This window comes from Janthinobacterium sp. GW821-FHT03C10 (genome assembly GCF_059420865.1).
In genome coordinates this window covers 196,053-211,963 of the sequence record NZ_JBWKUN010000011.1, presented here as the reverse complement: position 1 = coordinate 211,963, position 15,911 = coordinate 196,053, and the positions used below count along the sequence as shown (strand labels likewise).

General features: G+C 55.0%; 13 protein-coding genes. 7 read left to right on the top strand and 6 right to left on the bottom strand.

The window, feature by feature from the left end:
* Positions 1 to 6: 6 nt before the first annotated feature.
* The 5 genes from mnmE to rpmH form a co-directional block, all read right to left on the bottom strand.
* Complete coding sequence (gene mnmE / locus AC07VH_RS28095; RefSeq protein WP_070291976.1) at positions 7 to 1,386, bottom strand: tRNA uridine-5-carboxymethylaminomethyl(34) synthesis GTPase MnmE; 1,380 nt, start codon at positions 1,384 to 1,386, stop codon at positions 7 to 9.
* A 185-nt stretch (positions 1,387 to 1,571) separates the two neighbouring features.
* Positions 1,572 to 3,299, bottom strand: coding sequence for a membrane protein insertase YidC (gene yidC, locus AC07VH_RS28090; RefSeq protein WP_494788955.1), 1,728 nt, complete (start codon positions 3,297 to 3,299; stop codon positions 1,572 to 1,574).
* A gap of 11 nt (positions 3,300 to 3,310) precedes the next feature.
* On the bottom strand, positions 3,311 to 3,571 hold the full coding sequence (gene yidD, locus AC07VH_RS28085; protein ID WP_034754335.1) for a membrane protein insertion efficiency factor YidD: 261 nt from the start codon (positions 3,569 to 3,571) through the stop codon (positions 3,311 to 3,313).
* Positions 3,568 to 4,020, bottom strand: coding sequence for a ribonuclease P protein component (rnpA, locus tag AC07VH_RS28080; RefSeq protein ID WP_494788954.1), 453 nt, complete (start codon positions 4,018 to 4,020; stop codon positions 3,568 to 3,570). The genes yidD and rnpA overlap by 4 nt, the downstream gene beginning before the upstream one ends.
* 8 nt (positions 4,021 to 4,028) lie before the next feature.
* The gene (gene rpmH, locus AC07VH_RS28075; RefSeq protein ID WP_010401996.1) at positions 4,029 to 4,163 is read right to left on the bottom strand and encodes a 50S ribosomal protein L34; all 135 of its coding nucleotides are present in this window, start codon (positions 4,161 to 4,163) and stop codon (positions 4,029 to 4,031) included.
* A gap of 624 nt (positions 4,164 to 4,787) precedes the next feature.
* Here rpmH and dnaA point away from each other — a divergent pair.
* From dnaA to AC07VH_RS28050, 5 genes are all read left to right on the top strand, one after another.
* Positions 4,788 to 6,182: a chromosomal replication initiator protein DnaA gene (gene dnaA / locus AC07VH_RS28070; RefSeq protein ID WP_070224767.1), complete on the top strand. Its 1,395-nt coding sequence runs from the start codon at positions 4,788 to 4,790 to the stop codon at positions 6,180 to 6,182.
* Positions 6,183 to 6,456: 274 nt separating this feature from the next.
* Positions 6,457 to 7,563 (top strand): DNA polymerase III subunit beta, encoded by a 1,107-nt coding sequence (gene dnaN, locus AC07VH_RS28065; protein WP_034754341.1) that lies wholly within the window; start codon positions 6,457 to 6,459, stop codon positions 7,561 to 7,563.
* 152 nt (positions 7,564 to 7,715) lie between these two features.
* Positions 7,716 to 10,214 (top strand): DNA topoisomerase (ATP-hydrolyzing) subunit B, encoded by a 2,499-nt coding sequence (gyrB, locus tag AC07VH_RS28060; protein ID WP_494788953.1) that lies wholly within the window; start codon positions 7,716 to 7,718, stop codon positions 10,212 to 10,214.
* A 253-nt stretch (positions 10,215 to 10,467) separates the two neighbouring features.
* Positions 10,468 to 12,855, top strand: coding sequence for an ATP-binding protein (locus AC07VH_RS28055; protein ID WP_494788952.1), 2,388 nt, complete (start codon positions 10,468 to 10,470; stop codon positions 12,853 to 12,855).
* Positions 12,852 to 13,772, top strand: coding sequence for a hypothetical protein (locus AC07VH_RS28050; protein ID WP_494788951.1), 921 nt, complete (start codon positions 12,852 to 12,854; stop codon positions 13,770 to 13,772). The genes AC07VH_RS28055 and AC07VH_RS28050 overlap by 4 nt, the downstream gene beginning before the upstream one ends.
* Here the strand turns inward: AC07VH_RS28050 and AC07VH_RS28045 are convergent.
* Positions 13,699 to 15,060 carry a DNA cytosine methyltransferase gene (locus AC07VH_RS28045; RefSeq protein ID WP_494788950.1) on the bottom strand — a complete coding sequence of 454 codons (1,362 nt, stop codon included), beginning with the start codon at positions 15,058 to 15,060 and terminating at the stop codon, positions 13,699 to 13,701. The genes AC07VH_RS28050 and AC07VH_RS28045 overlap by 74 nt on opposite strands.
* Between AC07VH_RS28045 and AC07VH_RS28040 the strand changes: the two genes are divergently transcribed.
* Both AC07VH_RS28040 and AC07VH_RS28035 read left to right on the top strand, forming a co-directional pair.
* On the top strand, positions 15,059 to 15,331 hold the full coding sequence (locus tag AC07VH_RS28040) for a hypothetical protein (RefSeq protein ID WP_494788949.1): 273 nt from the start codon (positions 15,059 to 15,061) through the stop codon (positions 15,329 to 15,331). The genes AC07VH_RS28045 and AC07VH_RS28040 overlap by 2 nt on opposite strands.
* Positions 15,328 to 15,777, top strand: a complete 450-nt coding sequence (locus AC07VH_RS28035; protein WP_494788948.1) for a GNAT family N-acetyltransferase — start codon at positions 15,328 to 15,330, stop codon at positions 15,775 to 15,777. The genes AC07VH_RS28040 and AC07VH_RS28035 overlap by 4 nt, the downstream gene beginning before the upstream one ends.
* Positions 15,778 to 15,911 lie beyond the last annotated feature (134 nt).

The window sequence follows — 15,911 nt, the reverse complement described above, 5'->3', positions numbered from 1 at the left end:
TTCTCCTTATTTGCCGATGCAGAAACGGCTGAAGATCACGCCCAGCAGATCGTCGGGCGAAAACTCGCCCGTGATGCTCGACAGCTGCACCTGCGCCAGGCGCAGTTCTTCGGCGAACAGGTCCAGTGACTGGTCGTCCTGCGCCGCGTGCGCGGCGGCGATATCCAGATGCTTGCCGGCCGATTTCAAGGCGATCAGATGGCGTTCGCGTGCCAGGTACAGCGATTCGCCCGTCTGCTGCCAGCCGGCGATGCGCAGGAGCTCGGCACGCAGCAGGTCGATGCCGATGTGCTCGTGCGCGGAGAGATACACGTGGGTGGCATCGGGCATGTTGTCGACGCCGGGCTTGTGGCCGGACAGATCAATCTTGTTCCACACGCGCACCACGGGCACGCCTTCCGGGAAGGCGGCGACGATGGTTTCATCGGCCAGCGTCGGGCCGTGGTCGGCGTCGAGCAGGTGCAAAATCACGTCCGCCTTGCCGATCTCGCCCCAGGTGCGCTCGATGCCGATGCGCTCGACGGCGTCGATGGTGTCACCCGCGCTGCGGATGCCGGCCGTGTCGATGATGTTGAGCGGAATACCCTCGATCTGGATGGTTTCGCTGACCTTGTCGCGCGTGGTACCGGCGATCGGCGTGACGATGGCCACGTCGGCGCCCGCCAGCGCGTTCAGCAGCGACGATTTACCCACGTTCGGCTGGCCGGCCAGCACCACGTTCAAGCCTTCGCGCAGCAGCGCGCCCTGCGCCGCCTGGGCAAACACTTTATGCAACGCTTCGATGACGGCTTTTAATTGACCGCGCGCATTCGATTTTTCCAGGAAGTCGATTTCCTCTTCCGGGAAATCCAGGGTGGCCTCGACCAGCATCCTTAAACCCGTCACCTGTTCCACCAGCGCGTGGATGGTGTTGGAAAACGCGCCCGACAGCGATTGCGAGGCGGACTTGGCGGCCGCTTCCGTGGAAGCGTCGATCAGGTCGGCCACGGCTTCGGCTTGCGCCAGATCCAGCTTGTCATTCAAAAACGCGCGGCGCGTGAATTCGCCCGGTTCGGCCAGGCGCAGACCGCTGTCCTTGCCCGCTTCCAGCACGCGCGCCAGCAGCAGCTGCAGCACGATGGGGCCGCCGTGGCCCTGCAATTCCAGCACGTCTTCGCCCGTGTAGGAATGCGGGCCCTTGAAGTGGATGGCGATGCCCTGGTCGATGATGGAGCCATCGGCTTCCGTGAACGGCAGATAGGTGGCGTGGCGCGGTTTCAGCGTTTGCGCACCGAACAGGGCCGTCATCAGCGGGGCGAGATTTTTGCCGGAGGCGCGTACCACGCCGATGCCGCCGCGTCCGGGAGCGGTGGCGATGGCGGCGATAGGGGAAGAGTCGAGTTTCATGGGGATATTGTAATAGGTACGGCAAGGGAAGGTGCAGCAACGTAGGTCGGCTTAGCGCGCAGCGCGTAAGCCGACGCAGCACACGCTGGCGATAGTGTCGGATTACGCGTGGCCTTGCCACGCTAATCCGACCTACAAGAATTAAAAAGCCCGCACTAGGCGGGCTTTTACTTCGCTAACCCTGCTTACACAGTGGACGGCGCGTATTTCTTGGTGATCACCCATTGCTGGCCGATCGACAGGACGTTGTTGACGACCCAGTAGAGTACCAGGCCCGACGGGAAGAAGAAGAACATCACCGAGAATGCCAGTGGCATGAACAGCATCATCTTCGCTTGCATCGGATCGGCCGGGGCCGGGTTCAGCTTGGTCGTGATGTACATCGAGATCGCGTACAGCACCGGCAGGATGCACCATGGGTCATGCTGGGCCAGGTCGGTGATCCAGCCGATCCATGGCGCGCCGCGGATTTCCACGGACGCGTTCAGCACCCAGTACAGGGCGATAAAGACGGGCATCTGGATCAGGATCGGCAGGCAGCCGCCCAGCGGATTGATCTTTTCCGTCTTGTACAGCTCCATCGTGGCCTGGTTCATCTTTTGCGGATCGCCCTTGTAGCGCTCGCGGATCGCCTGCATCTTCGGCGTGACCAGTTTCATCTTCGCCATGCTGCGGTAGCCGGCGGCCGACAGGGGGAAGAACGCCAGCTTGATCAGGATCGTGAAGGCGATGATGGTCCAGCCCCAGTTACCGAGCACGCTGTGGATGTGTTCCATGACCCAGAAGATCGGCTTGGCGATGATGGTCAGCCAGCCGTAATCCTTGACCAGTTCCAGGCCGGGCGAAACGGCTTCCAGCAGGTGCGCGATTTGCGGACCCGAGTACAGCTTGCTGTCCATGCTGGCCGAGGCGCCAGGCGCCAGGGTCGGCAGCGGCAGCACGTTGCCGATGGCGTACAGGTTGGTGTCGAGCTTTTTCGTGAAGATGTCGCGCTTGACGTTTTCTGGCGGGACGAAGGCCGACACGAAGAAGTGTTGCGAAATCGCAAACCAGCCGCCATTCGCCGATTGCGGATGCAGGCCCTTCATGGCGTTGTCGTTGCCCTTCTTCTCATCTTCCACGGCCGCTTTTTCGATCTTCTCGAACGTCATCTTCTGGTACTTGTCCTGCGGCGTGTACAGGGTAGGACCGGTGAAGCTGCTGTTGAAGAACGAGTCGCCGACCGGCTTGTTGCCGTCATGCGTCAGTTGCAGGTACAGCTGCGGCGTGACGGGCGCGGCGCCCACGTTGGCCACGTCGTGGCGCACGTCGATGACGTAGTCGCCGCGCTTGAAGGTAAACGTCTTGGTCAGCTTGACGCCGCCTTCGACCGCTTCCATGACCAGCTGGATTTGCTTTCCGTCCGCCAGGGTGCGTACGCCAGGCTGTACGGTAAAGCCCGTGTTATGCGTGGGGAAAGGACCGCCGACCAGGCCCGACTGCGCCAGGTAGGTGTGGTTGGCGCCAACGTCGAACAGCACTTCGTTTTGCTTGCCTTCGTCAGGCTGGCACCATTTGAACAGGCCGAAGCAGCCGCCGAACCAGCCCGGATTGCCCGCGCCCTTGAATTTCAGCAATTCCAGACGCTTGACCTGGCCGCCCAGGGTGTCGATATCGACCTTGATGACGTCGGTGGTGATGGTAATCACTTCGCGCTTGAACGCGGCGGGATCGGTCGCTTCGCCAGGCACGGCGGTTGCGCCGGCGGGCGCCAGGGCGGCCGTCTTGGCCGGGGTGACAGGCGCCTTGGCGGTTTGTTCCGTGTTCGCGGAGAACATCGACGGCTTGCCGTTCGAGATCATCCATTCGTTCCAGAGAATTACCAGCGAGACGGAAAACACGATCCACAGGATGGTACGTTTATTGATATCCATTAGGGTATTTGTCAGGAGTGGTTGCAACCGCAAGCGGTCGTTGAAGATTGTTTGCCATCGGCCGGCGGCACCGGGTCGACGCCCCCTTCATTCCAGGGGTGGCAACGGCACAGGCGCTTGGCAGCCAGCAGGCTGCCCTTGGCCGTACCGTGCACGCGCAGCGCTTCCATCGCGTAATGCGAACAGCTCGGATAGAAACGGCAATTCTGTCCCAGCATGGGGCTGATCAGCAACTGATAAGCGCGCAGCAGGAACAGCAGCAGGGTTTTCATGGCACGGATGGTGGTGGCGCAGCAACAGAACGGGCCTGGGCGGCGATTTGCGCCGCGAACAGGCGGCTCAATTCTTCACGCAGCTCGGCTTTGAGCCGGGTCGTGGTGGCCGGGCCATCCTTGCTGTTGACGGCGCGCGACAAACGCACCACGCAGTCGACCGGCGGCATCGCGCTGTTGCGAAACAGCTCGCGCGTGACGCGCTTGATCGTGTTGCGGGTCGCCGCGCGCGGCGCGAAACGCTTGGCCACAACGACGCCCAGCCGCGCATGCGGCAATTGATTGTGTCGGGTGTACAGCACAAAATGCGCTGTTTTTTGCGAAGGGCGCAAACGAAAAACGGATGAAAATTCATCCGTTTTAACGATACGCCGAAAGCGCGCGAAGTCGTGTGAACCTTCGCGTTGATTGCCGACTGGAGTACAGCTAGCCACGCGATCAGCTGTCAACGACAAGCCTAGACGGCCAGACGTTTGCGGCCCTTTGCGCGACGTGCGTTGAGCACATCACGGCCACCACGGGTAGCCATACGAGCGCGGAAGCCGTGCGTACGCTTGCGGCGAACGACGGAAGGTTGGTAAGTACGTTTCATGTTGGTCTCGCTAAAAACAAAAAAAATGCAAAATCGGGTCTGACGTCCCGTCAGTTTTTGGTGCCAATGACAATCGCGCACTTATGCCAAGGCACAAGCTGGCCAATCTCATCGCCCGCTTGAACGCGCACCAAATCTACTACGCGGAGCGATTTGCGGCCTCCGGTGCTCACTGTGCCTTCGCACAGTTGCGCGCCTCAGCCACAACTCATCTCCGCTCGCTACGATTTGGTACTGCGTCGTTAATCCACGCTTAGTCCATATTGTCGTTCCAAATGAATAAACACGGAATACGGGCGGGGAACCCTGAATTATTCAGCATATGCCCCCCTCTTGTCAAGGATTGCCGTGATCGCCAGGAAATTTGCGCGCAGCTCTCCGCCTGCGCCGCAGGCCGCGCCAGCACTGCCTGTGACGGGATAACCGGGGGATAAGTCGCTTCTTATACACACGGCGCCCCACCCCGCCACACAAAAATAAGCGTCGTGCCTGTGGATAACTTTGGCAGTCGGGAGTAGAATAGCGCGTTACGTGTGGCGAGCCCTCGCGCGACGCCGGCCTTGCAACACGGTGACCGCAGGGCAGAATCGATACGCCCTCCCACACCTTTTCACATAGACATACATGGATAATTTCTGGCAGGCCTGTTCCGCGCAGTTGGAACTGGAGCTGACACCGCAACAATTCAGTGCGTGGATCAAACCGCTTATCCCTCTCGATTACGAAGAGGGCAAGCTGCGCATTGCTGCGCCCAATCGCTTCAAGCTCGATTGGGTCAAGACCCAGTTCGCCAGCCGCATCACGGCGCTGGCCATACAGTATTTCGAAGCGCCGACGGAAGTGCAGTTCGTGCTCGACCCGCGCCTGGCCCTGCCGAAAAAGCCAGTCACCGCCAGCACCCCGGCCAGCGATCCGAATGGCGGCGCGCCCAGCGCGCGCCCGGCGGAACCGCAGCCCAGCGTGCCGGAACTGAGCATCGGCGCCGCGCCGCGCCGCGAGCAGAGCCGCATCAACACCGACCTGACCTTCGACAGCTTCGTGACCGGCAAGGCCAACCAGCTGGCGCGCGCCGCCGCCATCCAGGTAGCGAACAATCCGGGCGTGTCGTATAACCCGCTGTTCTTCTACGGCGGCGTCGGCCTGGGCAAGACCCACTTGATCCACGCCATCGGCAACCAGGTAATGGCCGACAATCCGGGCGCGAAAATCCGCTACATCCACGCGGAACAGTACGTTCGCGACGTAGTGACCGCTTACCAGCGCAAGGGTTTCGACGATTTCAAGCACTACTATCACTCGCTCGACATGCTGCTGATCGATGATATCCAGTTCTTTGGCGGCAAGAGCCGCACGCAGGAAGAGTTTTTCTATGCGTTCGAGGCATTAATTGCCGCGAAGAAACAGATCATCATCACCTCGGATACGTATCCGAAAGAAATCACGGGCATGGACGACCGCCTGATTTCGCGCTTCGACTCGGGCCTGACGGTGGCCATCGAACCGCCGGAACTGGAAATGCGCGTGGCGATTCTGTTGAAAAAAGCCAAGCAGGAAGGCGTGACCTTCTCCGACGACGTGGCCTTCTTTGTCGCCAAGCACCTGCGCTCGAACGTGCGCGAGCTGGAAGGCGCGCTGCGCAAAATTCTGGCGTATTCGCGCTTCCATGGCAAAGACATCACCATCGATATCGTCAAGGAAGCCCTGAAGGACTTGCTGTCGGTGCAGAACCGCCAGATTTCCGTGGAAAACATCCAGAAAACGGTAGCCGACTTCTTCAATATCAAGGTTGCCGACATGTATTCGAAGCGCCGCCCCGCGAATATCGCCCGGCCGCGCCAGATCGCCATGTACCTGGCCAAGGAATTGACACAGAAGAGCCTGCCGGAAATCGGCGAGCTGTTCGGCGGCCGCGACCACACCACGGTGCTGCATGCCGTGCGCAAGATCGCGCTGGACCGCACCAAGAATCCGGAATGCAACCATGAATTGCATGTACTGGAACAAACCTTGAAGGGTTAAGAACACCTGACCAAACCTGCTGCGCGTCGCGCTTTGCGGCCTCCGATGCTCACTGTGCTAAAGCACAGCTCCGCGTCTCGGCCACAACTCACTGCCGCTCGCCACGGTTTTGTCAGGCGTTGCAAGCACGACTGGGCAAGACTGGCTCAAAACGTGCTTTACCCTTATTATCTGGGAGGGCGCCGCAGCCGGTCTGTCGGGGCTCCCCATGGCAAGAATTGTTAAATTAATACGTTAAACGTCGTACTGTTCAACCTATACATTGAGGATAAATATGCAATTGGTCAAAACCACCCGAGATACCCTTCTCCGGCCACTGCAGATCGTGAGCGGTATTGTCGAGCGTCGGCACACTATGCCGATTCTGGCCAATATCCTCATCCGCAAAGACGGTGAAAATGTCTCCTTCCTGTCGACCGACACCGAAGTGCAGATCACCACGCACGCGGAAATCGGTTCCGGCGCGGACGTCACCGGCACCACCGTGGCCGCGCGCAAGCTGCTCGACATCCTGCGCGCCCTGCCCGAATCGGGCGACGTCACGATGACCCTGCTCAACAAGCGCCTGACCGTGCAAACGGGCAAGTCGCGCTTCGCGCTGCAAACCCTGGCGGCGGAAGAGTTTCCGACCGTGCAGCAGGCGGAAAGCTACAACGCGTCCGTCACCCTGCCCCAGAAAACGCTGAAGCACCTGTTCAACATGGTGCATTTCTCGATGGCGCAACAAGACATCCGCTATTACCTGAACGGCTTGCTGCTGGTTCTGGATGGCAATAATGTCATCGCCGTGGCCACCGACGGCCACCGCCTGGCGTTTTGCCAGGTCGCCACCGAGCAGACGTTCGCGCGCCAGGAAGTGATTATCCCGCGCAAGACCATCATCGAACTGCAGCGTTTGCTGGAAGAGAACGATGAACCGGTGCAGCTGGACATCGCCGCCAACCAGGTGAAACTGACCTTTGCCGACATCGAGCTGATCTCGAAGCTGGTGGAAGGCAAGTTCCCCGACTACACGCGCGTGATTCCTAAAGGCTACAAGAACGACTTCACCATCGGCCGCGATGAACTGCTGCGCTCGCTGCAACGTGCCGCCATCATGACCAGCGACAAGTTCAAGGGCGTGCGCTGCATCATCACCCCGGGCAGCATGAAGATCAGCTCGACCAATGCGGACCAGGAAGAAGCCGTCGAAGAGCTGGAAATCGACTACGGCGGCGATTCCGTCGACATCGGCTTTAACGTGACGTATCTGCTGGACGTGCTGAACAACCTGAAATGCGAATACGTCAACATCGCGCTGGGCGACTCGAATTCGTCCGCCCTGATCTCCATCCCGGACAATGCCGACTTCAAATATGTCGTCATGCCGATGCGGATCTAAAGACCACAGCAGTGACGTAGGTCGGATGAGCGCAGCGTCATCCGACATGCTGAGCGCCGTCTGTCGGGTTACGCCGTTCCGGCTAACCCGACCTACGGTCATCAGCCAGCAGCCCCGAATCAATCAGCAATCGTTATTTGAGAAAGCAGTCCATGTCCGAGAATCCACAAGACACCCCGATCCAGGCCAAAACGGAAGAATACGGCGCCGCCTCCATCCAGATCCTGGAAGGCCTGGAAGCCGTACGCAAACGCCCGGGCATGTACATTGGCGACACCTCGGACGGCACCGGCTTGCACCATCTGGTATTCGAGGTGCTGGACAACTCCATCGATGAATCGCTGGCCGGCCATTGCACGGAAATCCACGTCACCATCCACAGCGACAATTCGATCTCGATCACCGACAATGGCCGCGGTGTGCCGACCGGCCTGAAAATGGACGACAAGCACGATCCGAAGCGTTCGGCGGCGGAAATCGTCATGACCGAACTGCACGCGGGCGGCAAGTTCGACCAGAACTCCTATAAAGTATCGGGCGGTTTGCACGGCGTGGGTGTGTCCTGCGTGAATGGCCTGTCGAAATTGCTGAAACTGACCATCCGCCGCGACGGCAAGGTCCACTACATGGAATTCGTGCGCGGCGTGCCGCAAGACCGCCAGATCGTCATGGCCGGCGACGTCGCGACGTCGCCGATCAAGGTCATCGGCGAGACGGACAAGCGCGGCACGGAAGTGCATTTCTGGGCCGACGAAGAGATTTTCACGCACGTGGAATTCCACTACGAAATCCTGGCCAAGCGCATCCGCGAACTGTCCTTCCTGAACAACGGCGTCAACATCAAGCTGTCCGACCAGCGCACGGGCAAGGAAGAAGTGTTCGCCTTCGAAGGCGGCACGCGCGGCTTCGTCGAATACATCAACAAGGCCAAGTCGGTCTTGCACCCGACCATTTTCCAGGCCACGGGCGAGCGCCTGTCGGACCAGGGCACCAACATCACGGTCGATGTGTCGATGCAGTGGAACGATGCCTACAATGAACAGGTATTGTGCTTTACGAATAACATCCCGCAACGCGACGGCGGCACCCACCTGACGGGCTTGCGCGCCGCCATGACGCGCGTGATCAACAAATACATCGACGAGCAGGAATTCGCCAAGAAGGCGAAAGTGGAAATCAACGGCGACGACATGCGCGAAGGCCTGACCTGCGTCTTGTCCGTGAAAGTGCCGGAACCGAAATTCTCGTCGCAGACGAAAGACAAGCTGGTGTCGTCGGAAGTGCGCGGCCCCGTCGAAGAGATCGTCGCCAAGACCCTGGCAGATTACCTGCAAGAAAAACCGAACGACGCCAAGATCATTTGCGGCAAGATCGTCGAAGCGGCGCGCGCCCGCGAAGCGGCCCGCAAGGCCCGCGACCTGACGCGCCGCAAAGGCATCATGGACGGCCTGGGCCTGTCGGCCAAGCTGGCCGACTGCCAGGAAAAAGACCCTGCCCTGTGCGAACTGTACATCGTCGAGGGTGACTCGGCAGGCGGCTCGGCAAAACAGGGGCGCGACCGCAAGTTCCAGGCGATCCTGCCGCTGCGCGGTAAAGTCTTGAACGTGGAAAAAGCCCGTTTCGAAAAAATGCTGTCGTCGGAGCAGATCACCACCCTGATCGCCACCCTCGGCACCTCGATCGGACCGGACGAATTCAACGTCGAGAAGCTGCGCTACCACCGCATCATCATCATGACCGATGCGGACGTCGACGGCGCCCACATCCGTACCCTGTTGCTGACCCTGTTCTACCGCCAGATGCCGCAACTGGTCGAGCGCGGCCACATCTACATCGCGCAACCGCCGCTGTACAAAGTGAAAGCGGGCCGCGACGAGCGCTATCTGAAAGATGACGCCGAGGAAGCAAGCTACATGATGACGGTGGCGCTGAACACGGCCGTGCTGGTGCCGCGCGAAGGCGCGGAAGGCATTTCCGGCGACACCCTGACGGAACTGGTGCGCAAGTTCAACCTGTCGAACACCATCATGACGCGTCTGACGCGCGTCATCGACCGCGCCGCCCTGACGGCCATCATGACGGGCGTGCAGCTGGACCTGTCGACCCTGGACCAGGCGGAAGCTTCCGCCCTGGCCCTGCAGACGGCCATCAACGACAGCGCCGTGCGCGTGCACGTGCGTTCCGATGATTTGTCGGAAAAACACAAGCTGCACATCGAACGCATGCACCACGGCAACGTCAAAGTGACGGCCATCGACGCGGACTTCGTGCAAGGCCCGGACTACGCCGTGCTGAGCAGCGGCGCCGCCACCTTCGAAGGCTTGATCGGCGAAGGCGCGTTTGTCCGCCGCGGCGAAGGCGAGCGCATGAAGGAAATCGCCGTGGTCGACTTCCACCAGGCCATGCAATGGCTGCGCGACGAAGCCGAACGCACCGTCTCGAAACAGCGCTACAAAGGTCTGGGCGAAATGAACCCGGACCAGCTGTGGGAAACGACGATGGACCCGACCGTGCGCCGCTTGTTGAAAGTGCAGATCGAAGACGCGATTGCGGCCGACCAGATATTCACCACCCTGATGGGCGACGACGTGGAACCACGCCGGGCGTTTATTGAAAATAACGCGTTGCGCGCGGGGAATATTGACGTTTAAGCCATGTGGGATGACACAGAAAGTAAAAACTATGGCAGGTTGGTAAAAAACCTGTGTCACCGATAGTGAAAAAATGTAGCAGACAATGCAAATATTGATCCCTTTACCAAATTTATTAAGATTTGTTGATACACTTCGTAAAAAACTAAAACGTTAGCGGCCCCGGCAACTAAACGCCTAAAAAACTGACTAAAAGTTGAAGTGTGATATTTACCGACTTGGAGTCGCCGCAAATCTTAACAAAAGATAAATAATGGGAAACATTATCTCAACTACTCAAGCTCAGAATCCGCCAACGACTCTTCATTTTGATGTCAGTAGTGGCTTAAAAAGCGTTCTTGGCAGTGAGCTCATTACAAATGATGAAGTTGCCATCTTCGAGTTGGTTAAGAACTCGTTTGACGCAGGCGCAAGTCAGGTTGACATCCATTTTGACGATCAGGCTATCGTAGTCGCAGACAACGGGGCAGGTATGTCTCAGGAAGATATTGAAACTAAGTGGCTATTTGTCGCTTATTCTTCCAAGCGACAACGCCCCGCAGACTTCCGTGACGAAATTTCTGATAGGCGACGATACGCTGGCAGTAAAGGGATTGGCCGATTTTCATCGGATCGATTGGGCGAGGTGGTTATTCTGCAGTCTCGGCAACGTTCAGCAATAAACGGGCCCGTACATACTCTTCGAGTTGATTGGAATCGTTTTGATGTCAATCATTTTGACCGATTCGAAAGTATTCCAGTTGAGTATGTAGAAAAGACCTCCGGCTTCGGTATCCCTGCAGGGATACCGACCATCGCTCATGGCACAGCTATTACCATAGAGGGACTGCGACGACCTTGGAGACGCGAAGATATTCTACGACTAAAATCTGCACTTTCTAAGCTTATCAACCCTTTCGGTGCTGACTCAGACGGCTTTCGGATCGTCGTTCGCGCTCCAGATGAAGAAAGTGCAGACGCTTTACTTGCAATTCAAGAGAGTAAGAAAGGCGAAGAACTCTCGCCAAACTCTATGGTCAATGGACCTGTTGGCAATTTCATTTTTTCCACATTACAGGAAAAAACAACATTTATCGAAGTTCATATCGCTGAAGACGGTCGTCTAGAAAGTTCTTTAACAGACCGCGGCGAACTTATCTATCGTGTTCGAGAACCTAACGCCTACCCATTGCTCATAGGATCTGGGTTTTCGGCAAAGGTCTTCTTTCTAAACCAGTCAGCCAAGATTACATTCGCTAAGCGAATGGGTGTTCCATCCGTCCAGTTTGGTTCAATTTTTCTTTTTCGAAATGGTTTTCGCGTTTTTCCCATTGGCGAAGAAGGCGATGATTGGTTTGGAATTGACCGTAGAAAGCAACAAGGCTTCTCAAGGTTTCTGGGGACACGCGATCTAATCGGCCGAATAGATGTATCTGGGACTGATGAAAATTTTCAAGAATCCTCTAGTCGAGACTCTGGATTAATAGCCACCAAAGCTGCACTTCAGCTGCGGAAATGCGTTCGGGAGCAATGCCTAAAACGCCTAGAGCGATATGTAGTCCCAGTAACGTTTGTGGACAAAGAAGACAAAAATACAGGCGATGTTTCGCGTTTGCTTACGGATCCTGGTCGCGCTCGCGTGACTGCAGCAGTTGCAAAACTTGTAGATAACCAAGAGGTTGAACTTCTTGACTATAATCGACGGCTCGTTGGCATCCTCGATGAACGGTCTTCTCAATTTGAAGCTTCGCTTGGGAGTCTACGTGCAATCGCTGAGAAAACCCAAGATAAGTTTTTATTCGATAACATTGAGGAAGCAGAGAAACGTTTCGCTGAACTTCGTAAGGCTGAAGAATTAGCACGTATTCAAGCTGACGAAGAACGACGCGCAAAAGAGAAAGCCGAGCAACGTGCAGAGGCTGCGGAAGCGAAAGCTGAGCGTACAACCGTACAACTAGCCGAAGAGAAGAAGAGAAATCTCTTTTTGACGTCAATAGCATCCCTCGACACTCAAACAATTCTCAATCTCCACCATCAGGTCACAATGTATGCGGTGGACATTAATCAACAAATAGAGAATTTTCTGGTCCGTATCTCTGGACAGGAATTTATACAAAGATCTGACATACTTAGCGCCGTTGAGCGAATCTCCTTACTGAACAAAAAGGTGATGGGCGTTTCTAAATTTGCTACAAAAGCAAACTTTCGACTTGAGTCAGAACAGATTAAAGCTGATTTGGGTGAATACATTGATCAATATATCAACGGTGTCGCTAAGGATTTCCTTTTTGGACCACTCAAAGTTTTTGTAAAGTCCGACGGGAAAGGGTTTGAACAAAAATTTAAACCTATAGATATTTCGGTTGTAGTAGATAACTTGATTGCGAATGCAAAGAAGGCTCGAGCACATAATATCAATTTCGACATTACTCATCCCGCTCGCGACTCAATCCACATATCGGTTACAGATAATGGACGAGGATTTGACGAATTGATTGAAGATGTCGGCAGGGTTTTCGAAAAAGGCTTCACTACAACCGATGGCTCTGGACTAGGGCTTTATCACGTACGTATGGTGCTTGGCGAAATGAACGGAACAATACAAGCCACAAGGGGGCCAGGGGGAAAAGGCACCGTATTTCTAATAAGGATTTCGCGATGAGACTAGACTTCAACTTGCTCTGGGTTGAGAACCAACAAGATTTAGTGCAATCACAGCGAGAAAAACTAGAACGAAATGTACGAGCACAAGGTTTTCGTCTTCAGGTTAAGTACGTTGATACTGTCGAGGCGGCAGTCGAGTGTTTAGCTGACGACGTCTATAGCGATCACGTCGACTTAATTTTGATGGACTATGACTTAGGTCCAGGAAAAAAAGGAGATGAAGGGCTAATAGAAGTCCGTGCACACATTCCGTATCGCGATGTGGTCTTCTATTCATCGCAGGCCGGGGATCTCAACGCAATGGTTCTCAAGCAAGGAGTACAAGGAGTTTTTTGCTCAACGCGTAATGAACTTCCAGATACCGCTTTTGGGGTTTTCGAAGCACTTGTAAAGAAAGTAATCGACATTGACCATTCACGCGGCATTGTGATGGGTACGACAAGCGACATAGACCACTATGTTATGGATGCTCTGATAGATGCATTTGACAGCGCTGACGCAGATACGCAGGAAAAAGCATTAGCACAAATTAAAATAGACGTCGAAAAAATTAGCGAAAAATTTGCGGCGTCAATTGCAGCAATCAGAGCAGCAAAACACCCCTCCGATCTATTTGATCAACACGGGACCTATACCAGCATTAATCGTCTTCAGTTACTTAGGAAAATTCTCAAAGCTAAGGCAGATGCTGAAAATTGGGATGAGAAACTAGTTGCTTATATCGAAAAGGCCATCCCGAAAAGAAACGTGCTTGCTCACGTTCGAGTCGAGGTGAGTGGATTTGTTCGAAAATTAATGAATCGCAAAGGTGAGGAATATACAAGTGCGCATATGAAACAGCTTAGGCTGGATCTATTGCAACATCACGAGGACTTTGAGAAACTTTCGCAGTCTTTAAAACCTCCATCGCATTAGTCTTCGATGCAAGATAGTCAATCAGTGCCCGGCCAATAGCTTCAGCGACGAGCGGGGGTACGGCGTTTGCAACTTGCGTAAATCGAGGTACTTCGCGTCTTCTTCGATCACCGCCCGTAGTGTACTTTCCCTTAAATACAAAGTTATCAGGAAAGCTCTGAAGGCGCGCATTCTCCCTAACAGTAAGCGTGCGAGGCTCAGAGTAGTGAATTAGATCGTCTGGCATACTTGTAATGGTCGGCGATGGATTTTCCGGATCTAGAACACGTATTGCGCATTTTTTAAGGCCGAAGCTTGCACGTAATTCAGGAGAAATTGAAATATTTAGTCTTCCATCGGCATGACACAGTTCGATTATCTTCTCAAATCTAGATTTAATCTCGGGTCTGTGACGGGCAAGTCTGGTGTCGGTCACGTTCGCTCCAGCTCCTGCATTCATAAGCCGTTGATAAGCAGTAAGTGGCCCCTTATATCCAATCTCTTCAAAATTTACCGAATCACTACTCGGCCTAACACCATTTCGTATAATCTCTAAGTCTGATATAGCGCTTTTAGCAGAAACAGGTGAAGAGATTCCTTTTTCAGCTAGAAATGCATAGCGTAACCGCTCAATAAATTTAAACGGAGTTTCACCGTAACTAACTTCCACATCTTTTCTTGTGGCAATTATGAAAAAACGCTTCCGTTTTTGGGGTACCCCAAATAATGACGTATCAAGAATCTCCGCATGGACTGTATAGTCTGCAGATAAAGCTTGCATTATCCGTTTAGCATAATTTATCTTTCCACTTTCCTCATTTGCATCATCGAAGTCGACGGCTATCCCTTTCACGTTTTCGATAAGGACAATTCTTGGTCTGACAAGCGATACAAAGTTGAGATATGACTCAGTTAAATGATTCCTTGGGTCATTTGCCACTCGCCGTCCCGCGGCAGAGAAACCTTGGCAAGGCGGCCCGCCTGCTAGCAAATCGACTTTGTCACGTAGAGCCAGCAAGGCTTCACGATGCGTAGCAAGCACATCATCGACTCCATGTGGCGTTTTAGGCAACCATTTAGGCCAGACGAATTGGTTTTTTCCACCTTTTTTTATCAAATTCTCATTAAGGCTGGCAAATGCATTCTCGTCCCGTTCGACGGCAAACAAACCTTTCCATCCCGCCGCCATGAGTCCATAACTCAGCCCACCACATCCAGCGAAGATATCAATAAATGTTAGGCTCTTTTTTTTTGTCTTCAACTTCGTCTTTCTAGCAGTTTTGCCACAAAAAATGTGTGGAAAATTCATGTCTTATACCACAGTTCATAGAGTACCGAAAAAAGACTGTGGGCGCCAGACGGTGCCAAGGGAGCAGTCCAGTCCACACCTGCATCTTTTAGGTGTGAAATTTCATGATCTTATAGTCAGTACGACCACACTCGCCGCCTGTGAGTGTTGTTTATCACAAGCGAACTGTAAGCCGAAATTTTTTAGTTTTAATGATACATATGAGGGATTTTTCATGCCCATGTCAAATTCAGAAGCCTGTCGCTATGAAGAACTTGAAAAGTTCTTTTGAAATCAAAGGCTTATTTCTCTGGGATAGATGTTATCCGACATAAGCCAAGCTTCCATGATTTCCGTAACAGCCAAGGCCACCCTCTCCAGGGCCGCTTTTTCGTGCGGGAATTCAATCCTGCCCGTGAGCGCTGCTGGATCGCCGAAAAGGACGGCAAGGTGATCGGTTCCGTCTTCATCGTGCGCCAGGACGATACGACGGCCAAGCTGCGCCTGCTGTATGTCGATCCCTGCGCGCGCGGCCTGGGCATCGGCAGCCGCCTGGTCGAAGAATGCCTGCGCTTCAGCCGCCAGGTCGGCTATACGAAAATGGTGTTGTGGACCAACAGCATCCTCACCGATGCCCGGCGGATCTACGACAAGGCCGGTTTCCAGCTGGTGGAGGAAGAGGCGCATCACAGCTTTGGCAAGGACCTGGTCGGCCAGGTCCTGGCACGCGAGCTGTGACGCCCCTCGCCGCCGTACGCCACTGTGGCGGCGGCAGTACACTGGCCGCCGTTTTCCTCGCCCATCTCCCCACTGCCTCCAAGAAACCAGTACACTAGTTCCTGAGCGCAACTAATTTTGTACGCGCACCATGC

What these genes read in the sequence shown, in the direction of transcription:
- dnaA (WP_070224767.1), top strand. Translation starts at nt 4,788, where the DNA reads ATGGATAATTTCTGGCAGGCCTGTTCCGCGCAGTTGGAACTGGAGCTG.
- mnmE (WP_070291976.1), bottom strand. Translation starts at nt 1,386, where the DNA reads ATGAAACTCGACTCTTCCCCTATCGCCGCCATCGCCACCGCTCCCGGA.
- yidC (WP_494788955.1), bottom strand. Translation starts at nt 3,299, where the DNA reads ATGGATATCAATAAACGTACCATCCTGTGGATCGTGTTTTCCGTCTCG.
- AC07VH_RS28050 (WP_494788951.1), top strand. Translation starts at nt 12,852, where the DNA reads ATGAGACTAGACTTCAACTTGCTCTGGGTTGAGAACCAACAAGATTTA.
- AC07VH_RS28040 (WP_494788949.1), top strand. Translation starts at nt 15,059, where the DNA reads ATGTCTTATACCACAGTTCATAGAGTACCGAAAAAAGACTGTGGGCGC.
- dnaN (WP_034754341.1), top strand. Translation starts at nt 6,457, where the DNA reads ATGCAATTGGTCAAAACCACCCGAGATACCCTTCTCCGGCCACTGCAG.
- gyrB (WP_494788953.1), top strand. Translation starts at nt 7,716, where the DNA reads ATGTCCGAGAATCCACAAGACACCCCGATCCAGGCCAAAACGGAAGAA.
- AC07VH_RS28055 (WP_494788952.1), top strand. Translation starts at nt 10,468, where the DNA reads ATGGGAAACATTATCTCAACTACTCAAGCTCAGAATCCGCCAACGACT.
- AC07VH_RS28045 (WP_494788950.1), bottom strand. Translation starts at nt 15,060, where the DNA reads ATGAATTTTCCACACATTTTTTGTGGCAAAACTGCTAGAAAGACGAAG.
- rpmH (WP_010401996.1), bottom strand. Translation starts at nt 4,163, where the DNA reads ATGAAACGTACTTACCAACCTTCCGTCGTTCGCCGCAAGCGTACGCAC.
- yidD (WP_034754335.1), bottom strand. Translation starts at nt 3,571, where the DNA reads ATGAAAACCCTGCTGCTGTTCCTGCTGCGCGCTTATCAGTTGCTGATC.